The sequence below is a fragment of the Microbacterium indicum DSM 19969 genome (assembly GCF_000422385.1).
GTDB classification, from domain to species: domain Bacteria; phylum Actinomycetota; class Actinomycetes; order Actinomycetales; family Microbacteriaceae; genus Microbacterium; species Microbacterium indicum.
In genome coordinates, this window is record NZ_AULR01000020.1 from 1 (window position 1) to 15,389 (window position 15,389).

Here is a 15,389-nt window from a genome sequence, read left to right on the forward strand (position 1 = left end):
GATCCTCGCGGGCGACTCCCCCGGGTGGGAGAGATTGTTCGTCCGCCCCGACACGGGCGACATCGTCCAGACCGACCACTACCGGCCGACCACGGGACAGGTGCGCGCGCTGCGCGCCCGCGACGTGACGTGCCGGTTCCCGGGATGCGAGATCGTCGCGGCGTCCTGCGACATCGACCACACCCACCCGCACGCCGAGGGCGGCCCCACGACCAACAGCAACCTCGCCCACCTGTGCGAGGAGCACCACATGCTCAAACACCACTCCGGGTGGCGGGTCGCCCAGCTGCCCGGCGGGGTGATGCGATGGACCGCCCCGAGCGGGCGCGGGTACGACACGCACCCCCGATCCCGAGTCTTCTTCCGCGAGGCCGAACACACCACCCCACCCGGCGACGACGACGACGGGTCGCGGCGCAGCGGCCCGGGCCCGGGTTCGAGCCCGGACATGGTCGGGCCGCACGGGATCCCATCGTCCGGGGTCCCATCGTTCGGGGCCGCGTGGCCGGAGTCCGCCCCGTCCGGTATCGTATGGTCCGATCTCGACCTGCCGGGGGCCGTCTGGTCCGAGTTCGCGACCTTCGACTTCGACCCGGCCGACCTCGACCCTGCCGATCTCGTGCCGCCCGAGTCCGGGCCGATCGATCCCGAGGACTGGTTCTACGCGCCCGACCCCGAGGGCGACGCCGCGAATCCCGACCCGGATCCGTACCCCGAGTCCCCCGTCCTCACGACGGCCTGAACCGCGCGAGCGGGACGCCGACCGACCCGTGGCCGTCCGGTCGACGAGCCCGACGGCTGGCGCCCGTGCCCGCCGTCAGCGCGTGCCGGGCACGGCCGCCAGGAGCTCGCGTGCATACGAGCTCTGGGGCGCGGCGAGGATCTCGTCGGCCGGGCCCTGCTCGACGACGCGGCCGCTCTGCATCACGACGACGACGTCGGCGATCTGCCGGACGACGCCGAAGTCGTGCGTGATGAAGAGATACCCGAGGCCCAGCTCGGCCTGCAGGTCGACGAGCACCTGCAGGACCTGCGTCTGGACCGACACGTCGAGCGCCGAGACGGGCTCGTCGAGCACGATCAGATCCGGGTTCAGCGCGAGGGCGCGCGCGATCGCGATGCGCTGGCGCTGACCGCCCGACAGCTCGGCGGGCATGCGCGTCGCCGTCGCCGCCGGCAGCCGCACGGCGTCGAGCAGCCCGAGCACGCGCGACGAGCGCTCGGCGGCGGTCCCGACGCGGAACGCCGTCAGCGGCTCGGCGATGAGCTTCTCGACGCTCATCCGCGGATCGAGCGAGCCGAACGGGTTCTGGTAGACGACCTGCACGCTGCGGCGCCACTCGCGCAGCTGCGCGCCCGAGAGCCCCGTGACGTCCTGACCGCGGAAGAGGACGCTCCCCGCGTCGGCCGAGGCGATCCGCGCCGCCATGCGGGCCGTCGTCGTCTTGCCCGACCCCGACTCCCCCACGAGCGCGAGCGTGCGGCCCGCCGGCACCGAGAACGACACGTCGTCGACCGCCGTGAACGTGCGCCCGCCCTGCGAGAAGGTCTTGCGCAGCCCTCGGACCTCGAGGACGGGCTCGGGGGCGACCCGCGCGCGCGTCCCGACCGGCTCGAGCCGGCGGCTCGTGAGCCCCGGCGCCGCCGCGACGAGCTCGCGCGTGTACTCGGTGCGCGGGCTCCCGAGCACCTCGGCGGTCGGCCCCTCGTCGACGATCTCGCCGGCCTGCATGACGATCGTGCGATCGGCGCGGTCCGACGCGACGCCGAGATCGTGCGTGACGAGGAGCACGGCCGTCCCGCGCTCGCGCGCGAACGCCTGGATCTGGTCGAGGATCCGCGCCTGGACCGTCACGTCGAGCGCGCTCGTCGGCTCGTCGGCGATCACGAGCCGCGGGTCGCAGCTCCACGCCATGCCGATGAGCACGCGCTGCTTCATCCCGCCCGACAGCTCGTGCGGGTACTGGCGCGCGCGGACCTCGGGATCCGGGATCCCCACCTCGCCGAGGATCTCGACGGCGCGACGCGCGGCCGCGGGGCGCGAGGCGCCCGTGTGGAGGCGCAGCGCCTCGGCGATCTGCTCGCCGATCCGCATGACGGGGTTGAGCGCGGTGTTGGGATCCTGCGGCACGAAGCCGATCTCCCCGCCGCGCACCCGGCGCAGCGCGCGCTCGGGCAGGCGCGCGAGGTCGCGCCCGTCGAACACGACCGACCCGCCCGTGATCTCGCCGTTCTCGGGCAGACGCCGCACGAGGCACTGCGAGACCGTGCTCTTGCCCGAGCCCGACTCGCCCACGAGCGCGACGATCTCACCGGGCGCGAGCGCCAGGTCGATCCCGTGCAGCACCTCGGCGCGGCTGCGGCCCGTGCGGTAGGCGGCGGTGAGGCCCTGGACCTCGAGGATCGCGGTCATCGCTCGTCTCCGATCACGCGGGCGAGGCGCGTCATCGCGAGCACCACGCAGACGATCACAGCACCCGGGAGCACCGTGAGCCACCACGAGGTGGCGAGGTAGTCGCGCCCCTCGCTCACGAGCGAGCCCCACTCGGGCGCCGGCGGCTGCGCGCCGAAGCCGAGGAAGCTGATCGTCGAGACCGAGAGGATCGCGGTGCCGACCTCGAGAGCCGCCATCGAGAGGACGGGGCGGATCGCGTTCGGCAGGATGTGGCGGAACAGGGTCGTCGCGGGCCGGACGCCGAGCGTCGCGGCCGCCTCGACGTATTCGGTCCCGCGCACCCGCAGCACCTGGGCGCGCATGACGCGGGCGAAGCTGCCCGCGGCGCCGAGCCCCACGCCGAGCGCGACGCTCCACGGCCCGAAGCCCAGCGTCGCGACGACGATGAGGGCGAGGAGGATCCCCGGAACCGCGATGAGCACGTCGACGAAGCGCATGACGACGAACGAGATCGCGGATCCGACCCGGCCCCGGAGCGCGCCGCAGACGAGGCCGACCAGGGTCCCGACGACGCCGCCGACGGCGACGGCCGACACGGCGGCTGCGAGCGACAGCCATGCGCCGTGCACGACGCGGGTGTAGACGTCGCGCCCGAGCGCGTCGGTGCCGAAGAGGTGCTGGAGGCGAGGCGAGGCGAGGCTCTGCGAGGTGTCGCCGGCGAGCGGGTCGCCCGGAGCGAGCAGGCCGGGTACGACGGCCATGAGCACGGCGACGATGACGATCGCCAGCGAGACGAGCGTCGCGGGGCGCGTGAGGCGGTGCATCATGCCGCGACCTCCTGCTGTTCGGTCTTCTCGCTCTTCGCGCGCCGCGCCTGGCGCAGGCGCGGGTCGAGGAGCGGATACGACAGGTCGACGAGGAGCGCCGCGAGAGCGTAGACCGCCGCGACCACGATGATGACGCCCTGGATCACGTTGACGTCGCGCGCCTGGACGGCCGCGACCACGATGCGGCCGACGCCGTCGCGCGAGAACACCGTCTCGATGACGGCCGTTCCCCCGGCGAGGAAGCCGATCAGCAGGCCGATGCTCGTGACCGACGGCAGCATCGCGTTCGGGAGGATGTGGCGCGCGAACACGCGCAGCCGCGAGAGGCCCTTGACGTCGGCCGTGAACACGAACGCGCTCTGCTCGGCCTCGCGGATCGCCGCCTGGAAGACCTGGAAGAAGATCGCGCACACGGGGAACGCCAGCGTGACGGCCGGCAGCACGACGCTCGACGCGGAACGCGCTCCCGAGGCCGGGAACCAGCCGAGCGTGAACGAGAACACGACGATCAGGACGAGGCCCGTCACGAAGGCGGGCACCGCGACGCCGAGCGGCGGCAGCTGCACGAGCGTGTCGCGCAGCCACCGCCAGGGCGCGATGTACGAGAGGAAGCCGATGAGCACGGCCGCGGCGACGCCGAGGACGAGCGCGAGGCCCGCGATCTCGAGCGTGCCCGGCACGACGTCAACGATCATCTGCCCGACGGGCCGCCCCGTCGCGAGCGACGTGCCGAGATCACCGCGCAGCAGTCCGCCGAGCTGGCCGAGGTACTGCGCGAGGAGGCCTCCGCTGAGGCCCGCCTCCTCGCGCAGCGCCGCAAGCTGCTCGGGGTCGACCGTCGTCGCGTCGCCCGACTGCACCGAGAGGGCCGCGAGCACGGGATCCCCCGGCAGGACGCGGATCAGCAGGAACGTCACCGTGTAGGTCGCCCACACGACGAACGCGAACTGCAGAAGAGGCGCGCCGACGCGGCGCAGTGCTCCCGACGCCATCGGGTCAGCTGAGCTTCACGTCGTACAGGTGGAAGCGCGACGCCGAGTCGAACGCGAAGCCCGTGATGTCGGGCTGCGCGGCATGCAGCTGGTAGACCTCGAGGATCGGGAAGAGGTACCCGCGCTCGATGATCATGCGCTGCGTGTCGTCGATGAGCGACTGGCGCTCGTCGTCGTCCGCCGTCGTGCTCTGCTGCGCGAGGAGGCTCTCGAGCTCGTCGTCGTGGATCACGGCCCAGTGCGAGGTGTTCGACTGCTCGAACATCGTCGCGAGGGCGTCGGGGCCCGTGCGGGTCAGCGCGGCGAAGAGCACGTCGTACGACCCGTCGGCGATCGCGCCGAAGAAGCCGCCCGCGTCGGTGAAGTCGATCTGCATGTCGATGCCGATCGTCGCGAGCTGCTGCTGGATGAGCTCCATCATCTGCTGCTCGTAGAAGCCCGTCGCCGTGAAGGAGAGCTTGACGCCGTCCTTCTCGCGGACGCCGTCGTCGCCCATGACCCAGCCCGCGTCGTCGAGGATCTTCTCGGCCTCGTCGGGGTCGTAGCCCATGAGATCGCTCTCGTCGGCGTAGCCCGGTGTGCCGCTCGACAGGGCGCTCGAGGGCGGCTCGCCCTCGGCATAGCCGAGCGTCGTCGTGATGTCGGCGCGGTCGATGCCGATCCGCAGGGCGTCGCGCACGGCGTCGTCGGCGAGGACGGGGTTGTCGAGGTTCGGGATGAGGCTCGTGGGGATCCCGGGGTTCGCCGCCGCGTAGACCGTGTAGCCCGCGTCGGCGATGCGCGGCTCGTCGGCCTCGGGCACCTCGCCGATCATGTCGAACTCGCCCGACTCGAGGCCGCCCGTGCGGACGCTCGCCTCGGTCACGACGGCGAACTCGATGCGGTCGAGGTACGCGTCGCCCTGGTGGCCGCGCAGGCTCGACGCCCAGTCGTAGCCCTCACGGCGGTCCATCGTGACCTCGCTGTTGGGCGAGTAGCTGTCGTACACGAACGGGCCGGTGCCGATGACGCCGTCCTGGCAGCGCTCGTCGGCCGTCTGCGCGAGGCTCGACTCCGCGACGATGCCGAGGCTCATGGTACTCGCGCCCTGGAGGAACGACGCGTTCGGCTCGTCGAACGAGACCGTGAAGGTGTGGTCGTCGGTCACGGTCGTGCCCGTGTAGCCGGCGAGGTAGGCGGCGGCGAGGGTCGCGGTCGACCCGTCGGCCGACAGATCCATGATCGTGTCAAAGTTGTCGGCGACGACCTGGCTCGTGAGGTCGGTGCCGTCGCTGAAGGTGACGCCGTCCTGGAGCGTGAACTCGAACTCGGTGAGGTCGTCGTTCGCCTCGAACGACTCGGCGAGCCACGGCACGATGTCGCCAGTCTCCGGATCCTGGTCGACGAGCGAGTCGACGACCTGGCGGCCGATGTACAGGGCCTGGGTGACGGTGGGCTGCTGGGGGTCGATGCAGCTCGGGTCGGTCTCGACGGCGTACACGAGCGTTCCGCCCGTGCCGTCGGAGTTCGTCGAGCCCGAGGCGGAGCAGCCGGCCAGCAGGCCCGCGAGGGCGAGGGCCGATGCGCCCGCGAGGACGGCGCGGTTTCGGGTGATGTTCACGGAGGGATTCCTCTCGAGGGGCGGGGGTATCAGAGGGGCAGCGCGCCGGAGACGACGCGCCCACGGGAGACGACCGCGACGATCCGCGAGACGTCGAGGTCGTCGATCCGATCCCAGGGGCGGCCGTCGATGACGATGAGGTCGGCGCCGAGGCCCGGCGCGAGGCGGCCGGTCGTGCCGCCGAGGCCGATGGCGTCGGCGGCGTCGCTCGTCGCGGCGCGAAGCGCGCGCTCGGCCGTCCAGCCGAAGGAGCGCGCCATGAGGCGCACCTCCTCGTGCTGCTCGCCGAACCGCACCATGACGCCGTTCGCGTCGGTTCCGAGGACGAAGCGGACCCCGGCGTCGGCGGCGCCCGCGAAGTTCGCGTCGCGCTCGGCGACGACCGCCTGGGCCTTCTCCTGCGCGTCGGCACCGACCTGGATCGTGCCGTCGGCGAGACGGTCGTTGATCAGCAGGGTCGGGGCCACGGGGATGTTCCGGTCGACCATCACGCCCCAGAGCGAGGCGTCGAGGCCCGTGCCGTGCTCGATCGAGTCGACGCCCAGATCGAGGGCGCGGCGGGCGCTCGGGGTGTCGTGGCTGTGCGCCGCGACGGCCATGCCGAGGGCGTGCGCCTCGTCGATCGTCGCGCGGATCTCGTCGTCGGTCTGGTTGCGCCAGCCCACGCGGTCACCCATCGAGAGGACCCCACCCGAGGCGTAGATCTTGATCCCGTGCACGCCCTGCCGCGCCCACCGGCGCACGAGCGCGCGGCACTCGTCCGGGCTGTCGGCGACGGGATCGCGCCGGTCGTAGTGCGGCGGGATGAACAGATCCCCGTGCCCGGCCGTCATGCCGACGGGGCCGTTGACGCGCACGCGCGGGCCCACCTGCACGCCGGCCTCGAACACGCGGCTGACCGAGAGCTGCAGCGGACCGCCCGCGAGGTCGCGCACCGTCGTGATGCCGGCCCGCATGGCGCGCTGCGCCTGCGCCGCCACGTGGAAGACGCGCTCGGTGTCGGGGGTCACGAGGTCCCACTGCGAGTTCCACCCCAGTTCGCCGGGGCCGGCGTACGCCGCGAGGTGCACGTGGGTGTCGATGAGCCCGGGGATCGCGGCGTACCGCGCGGATCCCTCGCCGCCTCCCTCGACCGCCGTGATGCGGTCGCCGTCCCAGGCGATGCGGCCCGTCCCGAGGGCGGATGCACCGTCCCACAGGGCGATGTCGACGAGTTCAGGCACGTGGTTCTCCCGGGATCTGCGGCAGGTGGAGCTCTTGCAGAATAAGCAACAACTTGCCTCAGAGTAAATCCGAGATGTTTCGCCGGGATGACGCGGCGCTGGTCACGAGCCGATCGTGTTCACCGTCAGGTAGCTCACGTCGCCCTCGAGGACCTCGACCGGCCCGTGCGCCGCCTCGGCGTCGAGGAGGATCGAGTCGCCCGCATCCAGGACGTACTCGTCGTCGCCGTGCGCGAAGCGCATGGATCCCGAGAGCACGAGGAGGAACTCGACGCCGGGGTGCACGAACATCGGGAAGTCGTCGGCGTCGGCGTTGAGCGACACGATGACGGGCTCGAGCGACGGACCGCTGACCGAGAGGATGCTGCCGAGCCGCGAGAACTCGTGACCGTGGCGGGATCCGTCGCGCACCTCGCGCACGCCCTGCCCCGCCTTCACGACGACGGCCGCACGGCGCGCCTCGACGCCGCGGAACAGCGACGCGACGGGCACCCCGAGCGCCTCCGCGAGGCGCGCGATCGTCGTGAGGCTCGCCGACGTCGACGCCGACTCGATGCGCGAGACCATCGGCGCCGAGACGCCGGATCGCTGCGCGAGCTCGGCGGCCGTCATCCCCGCGGCGGAGCGGTAGTGCCGCACGCGGCCGCCGACGACCTGCTCGATGCCCTCGCCGGGTCGGGGCTCGTCGCCCTGTGCCCGCACGGCGTCAGGATCCCTGCGTCGCGGCGACCCACTCGAGGTACTCGTCCGACACCGTTCCGGTGACGTAACGGCCGTCGAAGCAGCTCGTGTCGAGGTCGTCGAACGTCACGCCGGGCTCGGCACCCTCGATGATCGCGGCCTTGAGGTCGTCGATCTCCTGGTACACGAGGTGGTCGGCGCCCAGCTCGTCGCGCACCTCGGGGATCGTGCGGCCGTGCGCGATGAGCTCGGTCGCCGACGGCATGTTGATGCCGTACACGTGCGGGTAGCGCACGGGCGGGGCGGCCGACGCGAACGTGACCTCGATCGCGCCGGCGTCGCGGGCCATCTGGATGATCTGGCGGCTCGTCGTGCCGCGCACGATCGAGTCGTCGACGAGCAGCACGCGCTTGCCGCGGAACTCGCTCGACATCGCGTTGAGCTTCTGGCGCACGCTCTTCTTGCGCGCCTCCTGGCCCGGCATGATGAACGTCCGGCCGACGTAGCGGTTCTTGTAGAAGCCCTCGCGGTACTCGACGCCGAGGACGCGGGCGACCTCCATCGCCGACGGGCGGGCCGAGTCGGGGATCGGCATGACGACGTCGATCGACTCGCGCGGCACGTGCTTCGCGATCGTCGCGGCGAGCCTCTCGCCCATGCGCAGGCGCGACTCGTAGACGCTCACGCCGTTCATGATCGAGTCGGGGCGCGCGAGGTACACGTACTCGAACGAGCACGGCATGAGCTTCGCGTCGGGCGCGCACTGCCTGCTGAACAGCCGCCCCTCGTCCGAGATGAAGATCGCCTCGCCGGGCGCGACCTCGCGGACGACCTCGTAGTCGGCGTTCTCGAGCACGAGCGACTCGCTCGTGACGACCCACTCGTCGCCGTCGGCCGTCGCACGGCGGCCGAGGATCAGGGGGCGGATCCCGAACGGGTCGCGGAACGCGAGCAGGCCGTGGCCCGCGATGAACGCGATGACGGCGTACGCCCCCTCGATGCGGCCGTGCGTGCGCGTGACGGCCTGGAAGATCCGGTCGGGGTCGAGGTCGACGGGGCTCGTCGTCGCCTGCAGCTCGCTCGCCAGCACGTTGAGCAGCAGCTCGGTGTCGCTCGACGAGTTGAGGTGGCGGCGGTCGCGCGTCGCCATCTCGCGGGCGAGCTCGCGCGTGTTCGTGAGGTTGCCGTTGTGGATGAGGGTGATGCCGTAGGGCGCGTTCACGTAGAACGGCTGCATCTCCTCCTCAGCCGACGCCGTGCCGCGCGTCGCGTAGCGCACGTGGCCCAGCCCGACGTTGCCGAGGAGCGAGCGCATGTCGCGCGTGCGGAACGCCTCGCGCACCTGCCCCGGCTTCTTCGCCATGTGCATGACGCCGTTGGCCTCAGCCGTCGCGATGCCCGTCGCGTCCTGCCCACGGTGCTGCAGGAGCAGGAGCGCGTCGTAGATGTCCTGGTTCACATGGCCGTGCCCGACCATTCCGACGATGCCGCACATGTGAGGGTTACTTCGCTCCGTCCGCGTACCGGCCCACGAGGCGGACCGCCCCGCCGTCGACGCCCTTGGCGCCCTGCTCGAATGATCCGTCCGGCAGGGATCCGTCGCTCACGGATCCGACCTGCCAGGCGGGGATGCCCTCCTCGGCGAGCGCCGAGATCGCGATGCCGGCCGACGCCGCGTCGACGACCGCGAAGAATCCGATGCCGAGGTTCCAGGTGCCCTCGCTCGACTCGAGGCTCGTGCCCGCGATGTCGTTCAGCACGCGGAAGACCGGGCTGGGGCTCCAGGTCGAGCGGTCGACCTCCACCCACGTGCCCTTCGGCAGCACGCGCGCGAGGTTCGCCGCGATCCCGCCGCCCGTGACGTGGCTGAGCGAGTGGACGCCGCCGCCCAGCTGCGCGATGAGCCGCAGGAGAGACGACGTGTAGAGACGCGTCGGCTCGAGGAGGGCCTCACCCCACGTCGACCCGAGGTCGACGGCGCGGTCGGCGTATGCGATGCCCGCGTTCTTCAGGATGTGGCGGACGAGCGAGTAGCCGTTGGAGTGCAGGCCGCTGGATCCGAGCGCCAGGACGACGTCGCCCGGGCGCACGAGGTGCGCGCCGAGCATCTGGCCCGCCTCGACGACACCCGTCGCGGCGCCGGCCACGTCGTAGTCGTCCTCGCCGAGGAGGCCCGGGTGCTCGGCGGTCTCGCCGCCGACGAGGGCCGTTCCGGTCGCGCTGCACGCCTCGGCGATGCCGCGGACGATGTCGGCGATCCGCTCGGCGAAGATCTTGCCCGTCGCGATGTAGTCGGTCATGAAGAGCGGCTTCGCGCCCACGACCACGATGTCGTCGACGACCATGCCGACGAGGTCCTGGCCGATCGTGTCGTGCTTGTCGATCGCCTGGGCGATCGCGACCTTCGTCCCGACGCCGTCGGTGCTCGATGCGAGGAGCGGGCGGTCGTAGGCCTTCAGCGCGCTCGCGTCGAAGAGGCCCGCGAAGCCGCCGACGCCGCCGAGGACCTCGGGCCCCTGCGTCGCGCGGACCGACGACTTCATCAGCTCGACGGCGAGATCGCCCGCCGCAGTGTCGACTCCGGCCTCGGAGTAGGTGGACCGGTGCGCCTCGGGCGGCGTTGCGGGGGAAGTCACGTCGTCAGAGTCTACGGCGAATCAGGAGGCGTCTTCGCGACGCTCTTCGATGATCTCGAACGTGACCTCGAGCTCGCGCGCCTTCCGCGACACGATGCGGTCGAGGATCATGGCGACGACGAGCATGATCGCGATGCCGGCGGGGATGCACCAGAGGGCGATGAAGCCGAACGCCTGCATCTTCGAGTAGCTGACCTCGGTGTACGGGCTCGGCTCGCTCGTGCCGTCGAACGCCGTGGCGAGGATCATCGCGGCGACGATGCCGAGGACCACCCCGATGGCGGTGAAGACGCCGTACTTCGGGACCCGGCGCACACGCACCGTCCCTGCCTGCGAGCCCGCGGCGCGCGCGTCCGCGCCCTGGCGCTCCTCATCGATCCCAGCCATGGCCAGTATTCAACACCGCCCACCCTGGGAGAGGACTCACCAGAGGACGGGCAGGAGGTCGGAGATGTCGGCGCGGGTGCCCGATACGGCGAGGAGGCTGCGCTTCTCGGCCTCCGCCCACGTCATCTCGCCCGTCGCGAGCGCGATCCACGTCTGAGCGTCGGTCTCGGTCACGTTGGGCGGCGTTCCGCGGGTGTGGGCGAGGCCCTGGACGATCTGCACGGCGCCGAAGGGCGGGACGCGCACCTCGACGCTCTTGCCGGGGGCCTTCTCCTCGAGGAGCTGCAGGAGGTATCGCACGGCCGTCGCGACGTCGGTGCGCGCCGTGGATCCGTCCTTCGCCGCCCGAACGGCCGCCCGCCCCACCGCGAGGTCGATCTTCTTCGCCATGGGATCCATTCTCGGGTGCCCGTAGGCTGGGCGCGTGAAGATCCTCGTCCTGGGCTCCGGCGCCCGAGAGCACGCCATCGTCCTCGCCCTGCGGTCGGAAGACGCCGACCACGACATCTGGGCGGCCCCGGGCAACGCGGGCATCGGCCAGGACGCGACGCTCGTCGACGTCGACATGTTCGACGCCGCGGCGGTCAGCTCGTTCGCGCTCGACAACAACGTGGACCTCGTCGTCGTGGGGCCCGAGGCCCCGCTCGTGGCCGGCGTCGCCGACCCGCTGCGCGAGCGCGGGATCCCCGTCTTCGGGCCCGGCATGCACGCGGCGCAGCTCGAGGGATCCAAGGCGTTCGCGAAGAAGATCATGGACCAGGCGGGCGTCCCGACGGGCCGCGCCGTCTACGCGCGCACGAGCGCCGAGACGGCCGCGGCGCTCGACGACCTCGGCGCCCCCTACGTCGTGAAGGCAGACGGGCTCGCGTCGGGCAAGGGCGTCATCGTGACCTCCGACCGCGACGCCGCGCTCGCCCACGCCGAGCAGTTCCTGCCGGCGGGCCCCGTCCTCGTCGAGGAGTTCCTGACGGGCCCCGAGGTGTCGCTCTTCTTCCTGAGCGACGGCGACACCGTCCGCGCCCTGACGCCCGCGCAGGACTTCAAACGCGCGTTCGACGGCGACGCGGGCCCCAACACGGGCGGCATGGGCGCCTACACGCCGCTCCCCTGGCTGCCGGGCGGCGTCGACGGCTTCGTCGACGAGGTCACCCGCACCGTCGCCGAGCCGGTCGTCAAGGCGCTCGACGAGAACGGATCCCCGTTCATCGGCCTGCTCTACGCGGGTCTCATCGTGACGCCGGCCGGCGTCCGCGTGATCGAGTTCAACGCGCGCTTCGGCGACCCCGAGACGCAGGTCGTGCTGCCGCGGCTCGCGGCGCCGCTCTCGCGCCTCCTTCTCGCGGCGGCGTCGGGCACGCTCGAGGACGAGCCCGCCGTGGCGTTCCGCGACGAGGTCGCCGTGACGGTCGTGCTCGCGAGCGAGGGATACCCCGAGGCGCCGATCACGGGTCGCGAGCTCACGGGCCTCGACGAGGCGGCCGCGGTCGAGGGCGTCCACCTCGTCCACGCGGCGACGGCACTCGAAGACGGCAGGCTCGTCGCGACGGGCGGCCGCGTGCTGAACGTCGTGGGCGTCGGCCCCGACCTCGCGACGGCGCGCGCCCGCGCGTACGAGGGCATGTCGAAGATCCGCCTCGAGGGCGGGCACTTCCGCGGCGACATCGCGTCGGCGGCCGACGCCGGCTGACGCCGGGATCGCCGCGGCGGGCGTCGCTCCCCCGCCATAATGGACGGATGAGCGACGCCCTCACGATCCCCGGCTGGAATCACGTCTACTCGGGCAAGGTGCGCGACCTGTACCGCCCCGCCGACGGGGGCGAGACGATGCTCGTCGTCGCGAGCGACAGGGTCAGCGCCTTCGATCACGTGCTCGAGCCCGGGATCCCCGGGAAGGGCGCGCTGCTCACCTCGCTGAGCCTCTGGTGGTTCCACCAGCTCTCGGGCGCAGACGGCGGACCCGCCGTCGCGAACCACCTCGCCGAGACCCCCGCGCCCGCCGAGGTCTCGGGCCGCGCCATGGTGGTCCGCACGCTCGAGATGCTGCCCATCGAGGCCGTCGTGCGCGGGTACCTCACGGGATCCGGCTGGGCCGAGTACCAGGAGTCCGGGACGGTGTGCGGGATCTCGCTGCCGGCCGGGCTCGCGAACGGCGACCGACTCCCCGAGCCGATCTACACGCCCGCGTGGAAGGCCCCCCTCGGCGAGCACGACGAGAACATCGCCTTCGACCGCACGGTCGAGCTCGTCGGCGAGGGCCGCGCCGCCCAGCTGCGCGACGCGTCGCTCGCGATCTACCGCCGCGCCGCCGCCACGGCCGAGGCCCGCGGGCTGATCCTCGCCGACACGAAGTTCGAGTTCGGCGTGGATCCCGACGGCGTCCTCCGCCTCGCCGACGAGGTGCTCACGAGCGACTCGTCGCGCTACTGGGACCTCGCGGCGTGGCAGAGCGGCACGACGCCCGCCGAGCGCATGGCGAGCTTCGACAAGCAGATCGTGCGCGACTGGCTCGCCGCCAACTGGGACAAGACGGGCACCCCGCCCGAGCTCCCCGCCGAGATCATCGAGCGCACGGCCGCGCGCTACCGCGAGCTCCTCGAGAAGCTCACGCGATAGCGGGCGGGGCCGTCATCTCCTGCGACGGTCTTCGTTCACCGTCAGCGAGGCGTCTCCCGACGCCGCGTGATGCGCGTTCGGCTCACCGGGCTTCTGGATCCGTCCGGGCTCGAGCGTGCGCGCGACGTCGTCGGCCGAGACGCCCTCGGGGATGTCGACCGCGCCCGTCGCCGTGTCCCACCAGTCGGTGAGCGCCGGATCCTCGGTGTCGATCGCCGCGCCCGCGCCCTCGGTCGCCGGGACCGACGCCGCGTCGAACACGAAGTCGTCGCCGTGCTCCTCGATGCCTCGCCGCACGCCCTGCGCGATCGCGGCCTTCGCGAAGCGGCGCCGCATCATGAACGGATCCGTGTGGAGCTCCCTGCCCCACGCCCACATGACGGCGAGCAGGATGAACGTGAACGGCAGCGCCGTGACCACCATCATCGACTGCAGCCCCGACAGCGAGTCCTCGCCACCCGCGAGCAGCAGCGCGAGCGCCACCGCGCCGAGCAGCACGCCCCACATGATCGTGATCCACGTCGACGGCTCGGGCTTGCCGCGCTGGCTCATGGATCCCATGACGATCGCGGCCGAGTCGGCCGACGTCACGAAGAACAGCACGATCGAGATCATCGCCGCGATCGAGAGGACGCCCGAGATCGGCACCTCCCAGCCCCCGATGATGAGGTTCCGCTGCAGCGCGTCGAACACCGCGAACAGCACGCCCTCGTTGCCCGAGGCTGCGCTCATCTCCTGCATGCCGCCGCCCGACTGCTCGTCGAAGAACATCGTGGACCCGCCCATGATCCCGAACCACAGGACGCACACGATCGACGGCACGATGATCACGACGGTGACGAACTCACGCAGCGTGCGACCGCGGGAGATCTTCGCGATGAACATGCCCACGAAGGGCGTCCACGAGATCCACCAGGCCCAGTAGTAGTTCGTCCAGCTGCCGACGAACGCGGCCGCCTCCTCGCCCTGCGCGGGGTTGCGGGCGAGCATCATCCACAGGTCGCTGAAGAACGTCGAGACGCTCGCGGGCACCATGTTGAGGATCAGCAGGGTCGGGCCCGCAATGAAGATCACGATGCCGATGACGGCGGCGACGACCATGTTGATGTTCGACAGCATGCGGATCCCGCGCTTCACGCCCGAGACCGCCGACACGATGAACGCCGCCGTGAGGATCGTGATGACGGCGATGAGGAACCCGTTGCCGAGCTCGCCGAGCCCGCCGACGATCTGCACGCCCGCGGTGATCTGCAGGGTGCCCATCCCCAGGGTCACGGCCGTGCCGAACAGCGTCACGATGATCGCGAAGATGTCGATGACGGATCCGATCCACCCCTCGGTCTTCTCCTTGAAGATCGGATAGAGGATCGCCGAGATCAGCGGCGAGCGCCCGCGCCGGTATGCGACGTAGGCGATCGCGCCGCCCACGAGCGCGTAGAACGCCCACGCCATGGGGCCCCAGTGCAGGATCGACTGCGCGAGCGCGGCGAGCATCGCGTCGCGCGATCCCGGCTCGGCGTCGACGCCCGGCGGCACGTCGGCGAAGTAGACGAGCGGCTCGCTCGGCCCCCAGAACAGCAGGCCGATGCCCATGCCCGCCGAGAAGAGCATCGCGATCCACGCGCCCATCGAGAACTCGGGCTTCTCGTCGTCGGCGCCGAGCCGGATCCCGCCCGTGCGGCCGTAGCCGACGACCAGCATGAAGACGAAGACCGCGATCGCGGTCAGCGAGAAGAGCCAGCCGAAGTTCGCTGTCGTCCAGGCGAGCGCCGCGGATCCTGCGGCGGCGATCGACTCGGGGGCGAGGAAGCCCCAGAGGACGACGCCGAGCACGGCGACGCCTGCCGCGCCGAGCACGAGCCAGTTGGTCGAGAAGGTGCGCGGGGTGTCCTCCACGCCGATTCCCGGAATGAGTGCGGGGTGGGTGACCTCCCGCACGAGGTTCTTGACGGGCTCACGCTTCGGCGCCCCGCCGTCGGTGGTCGGTTTCGATGACATGTCCGGTTCCGTATCGTCGCGTGCAGTGGCAGACAAA

Annotated in this window: 13 protein-coding genes and 1 pseudogene; 3 read left to right on the forward strand and 11 right to left on the reverse strand. The window is 71.7% G+C overall.

The genetic code is table 11. The features are described from left to right. Window positions 1-742, forward strand: a pseudogene (locus H576_RS16910) (HNH endonuclease); the annotation flags it as partial. 75 nt (window positions 743-817) lie between these two features. On the opposite strand, the gene H576_RS0111800 reads toward H576_RS16910, so the two are convergent. The 10 genes from H576_RS0111800 to H576_RS0111845 all read right to left on the reverse strand — a co-directional run bounded on the left by H576_RS0111800 (window position 818) and on the right by H576_RS0111845 (window position 11,131). Continuing rightward, entirely contained in the window at window positions 818-2,413 is a 1,596-nt protein-coding gene (locus tag H576_RS0111800; RefSeq protein ID WP_029151103.1) for a dipeptide ABC transporter ATP-binding protein, read from the reverse strand. Further along, a complete protein-coding gene (locus tag H576_RS15665) occupies window positions 2,410-3,222 on the reverse strand; it encodes an ABC transporter permease (RefSeq protein WP_245559181.1) in 813 nt (270 codons plus the stop codon). Before H576_RS15665 ends, H576_RS0111800 begins: the two co-directional genes overlap by 4 nt. Then, window positions 3,219-4,214: an ABC transporter permease gene (locus H576_RS15670; RefSeq protein ID WP_051172714.1), complete on the reverse strand. Its 996-nt coding sequence runs from the start codon at window positions 4,212-4,214 to the stop codon at window positions 3,219-3,221. The genes H576_RS15665 and H576_RS15670 overlap by 4 nt, the downstream gene beginning before the upstream one ends. 4 nt (window positions 4,215-4,218) lie before the next feature. Continuing rightward, entirely contained in the window at window positions 4,219-5,814 is a 1,596-nt protein-coding gene (locus H576_RS0111815) for an ABC transporter substrate-binding protein (protein ID WP_051172717.1), read from the reverse strand. A 29-nt stretch (window positions 5,815-5,843) separates the two neighbouring features. Further along, window positions 5,844-7,037: a metal-dependent hydrolase family protein gene (locus H576_RS15675; protein WP_051172719.1), complete on the reverse strand. Its 1,194-nt coding sequence runs from the start codon at window positions 7,035-7,037 to the stop codon at window positions 5,844-5,846. A gap of 102 nt (window positions 7,038-7,139) precedes the next feature. Beyond that, window positions 7,140-7,739, reverse strand: a complete 600-nt coding sequence (locus H576_RS15680; RefSeq protein ID WP_036320800.1) for a helix-turn-helix domain-containing protein — start codon at window positions 7,737-7,739, stop codon at window positions 7,140-7,142. A gap of 4 nt (window positions 7,740-7,743) precedes the next feature. Beyond that, complete coding sequence (gene purF, locus H576_RS0111830; RefSeq protein ID WP_029151105.1) at window positions 7,744-9,213, reverse strand: amidophosphoribosyltransferase; 1,470 nt, start codon at window positions 9,211-9,213, stop codon at window positions 7,744-7,746. 7 nt (window positions 9,214-9,220) lie between these two features. Next, complete coding sequence (purM, locus tag H576_RS0111835) at window positions 9,221-10,354, reverse strand: phosphoribosylformylglycinamidine cyclo-ligase (protein ID WP_029151106.1); 1,134 nt, start codon at window positions 10,352-10,354, stop codon at window positions 9,221-9,223. A gap of 21 nt (window positions 10,355-10,375) precedes the next feature. Next, window positions 10,376-10,741: a hypothetical protein gene (locus H576_RS0111840; RefSeq protein ID WP_029151107.1), complete on the reverse strand. Its 366-nt coding sequence runs from the start codon at window positions 10,739-10,741 to the stop codon at window positions 10,376-10,378. A 36-nt stretch (window positions 10,742-10,777) separates the two neighbouring features. Continuing rightward, window positions 10,778-11,131 (reverse strand): sterol carrier family protein, encoded by a 354-nt coding sequence (locus H576_RS0111845; protein WP_029151108.1) that lies wholly within the window; start codon window positions 11,129-11,131, stop codon window positions 10,778-10,780. A gap of 34 nt (window positions 11,132-11,165) precedes the next feature. On the opposite strand from H576_RS0111845, the gene purD reads away from it, so the two are divergent. Next, on the forward strand, window positions 11,166-12,428 hold the full coding sequence (gene purD / locus H576_RS0111850) for a phosphoribosylamine--glycine ligase (RefSeq protein ID WP_029151109.1): 1,263 nt from the start codon (window positions 11,166-11,168) through the stop codon (window positions 12,426-12,428). Window positions 12,429-12,475: 47 nt separating this feature from the next. Beyond that, window positions 12,476-13,354 (forward strand): phosphoribosylaminoimidazolesuccinocarboxamide synthase, encoded by an 879-nt coding sequence (locus H576_RS0111855; RefSeq protein WP_029151110.1) that lies wholly within the window; start codon window positions 12,476-12,478, stop codon window positions 13,352-13,354. Window positions 13,355-13,366: 12 nt separating this feature from the next. On the opposite strand, the gene H576_RS15685 is transcribed toward H576_RS0111855, so the two are convergent. Further along, complete coding sequence (locus tag H576_RS15685) at window positions 13,367-15,352, reverse strand: BCCT family transporter (protein WP_084502717.1); 1,986 nt, start codon at window positions 15,350-15,352, stop codon at window positions 13,367-13,369. Between the last annotated feature and the right edge of the window lie 37 nt (window positions 15,353-15,389).

What these genes read in the sequence shown, in the direction of transcription:
- H576_RS0111855 (WP_029151110.1), top strand. Translation starts at nt 12,476, where the DNA reads ATGAGCGACGCCCTCACGATCCCCGGCTGGAATCACGTCTACTCGGGC.
- H576_RS0111845 (WP_029151108.1), bottom strand. Translation starts at nt 11,131, where the DNA reads ATGGCGAAGAAGATCGACCTCGCGGTGGGGCGGGCGGCCGTTCGGGCG.
- H576_RS0111800 (WP_029151103.1), bottom strand. Translation starts at nt 2,413, where the DNA reads ATGACCGCGATCCTCGAGGTCCAGGGCCTCACCGCCGCCTACCGCACG.
- H576_RS15685 (WP_084502717.1), bottom strand. Translation starts at nt 15,352, where the DNA reads ATGTCATCGAAACCGACCACCGACGGCGGGGCGCCGAAGCGTGAGCCC.
- purF (WP_029151105.1), bottom strand. Translation starts at nt 9,213, where the DNA reads ATGTGCGGCATCGTCGGAATGGTCGGGCACGGCCATGTGAACCAGGAC.
- H576_RS15670 (WP_051172714.1), bottom strand. Translation starts at nt 4,214, where the DNA reads ATGGCGTCGGGAGCACTGCGCCGCGTCGGCGCGCCTCTTCTGCAGTTC.
- H576_RS15665 (WP_245559181.1), bottom strand. Translation starts at nt 3,222, where the DNA reads ATGATGCACCGCCTCACGCGCCCCGCGACGCTCGTCTCGCTGGCGATC.
- H576_RS0111840 (WP_029151107.1), bottom strand. Translation starts at nt 10,741, where the DNA reads ATGGCTGGGATCGATGAGGAGCGCCAGGGCGCGGACGCGCGCGCCGCG.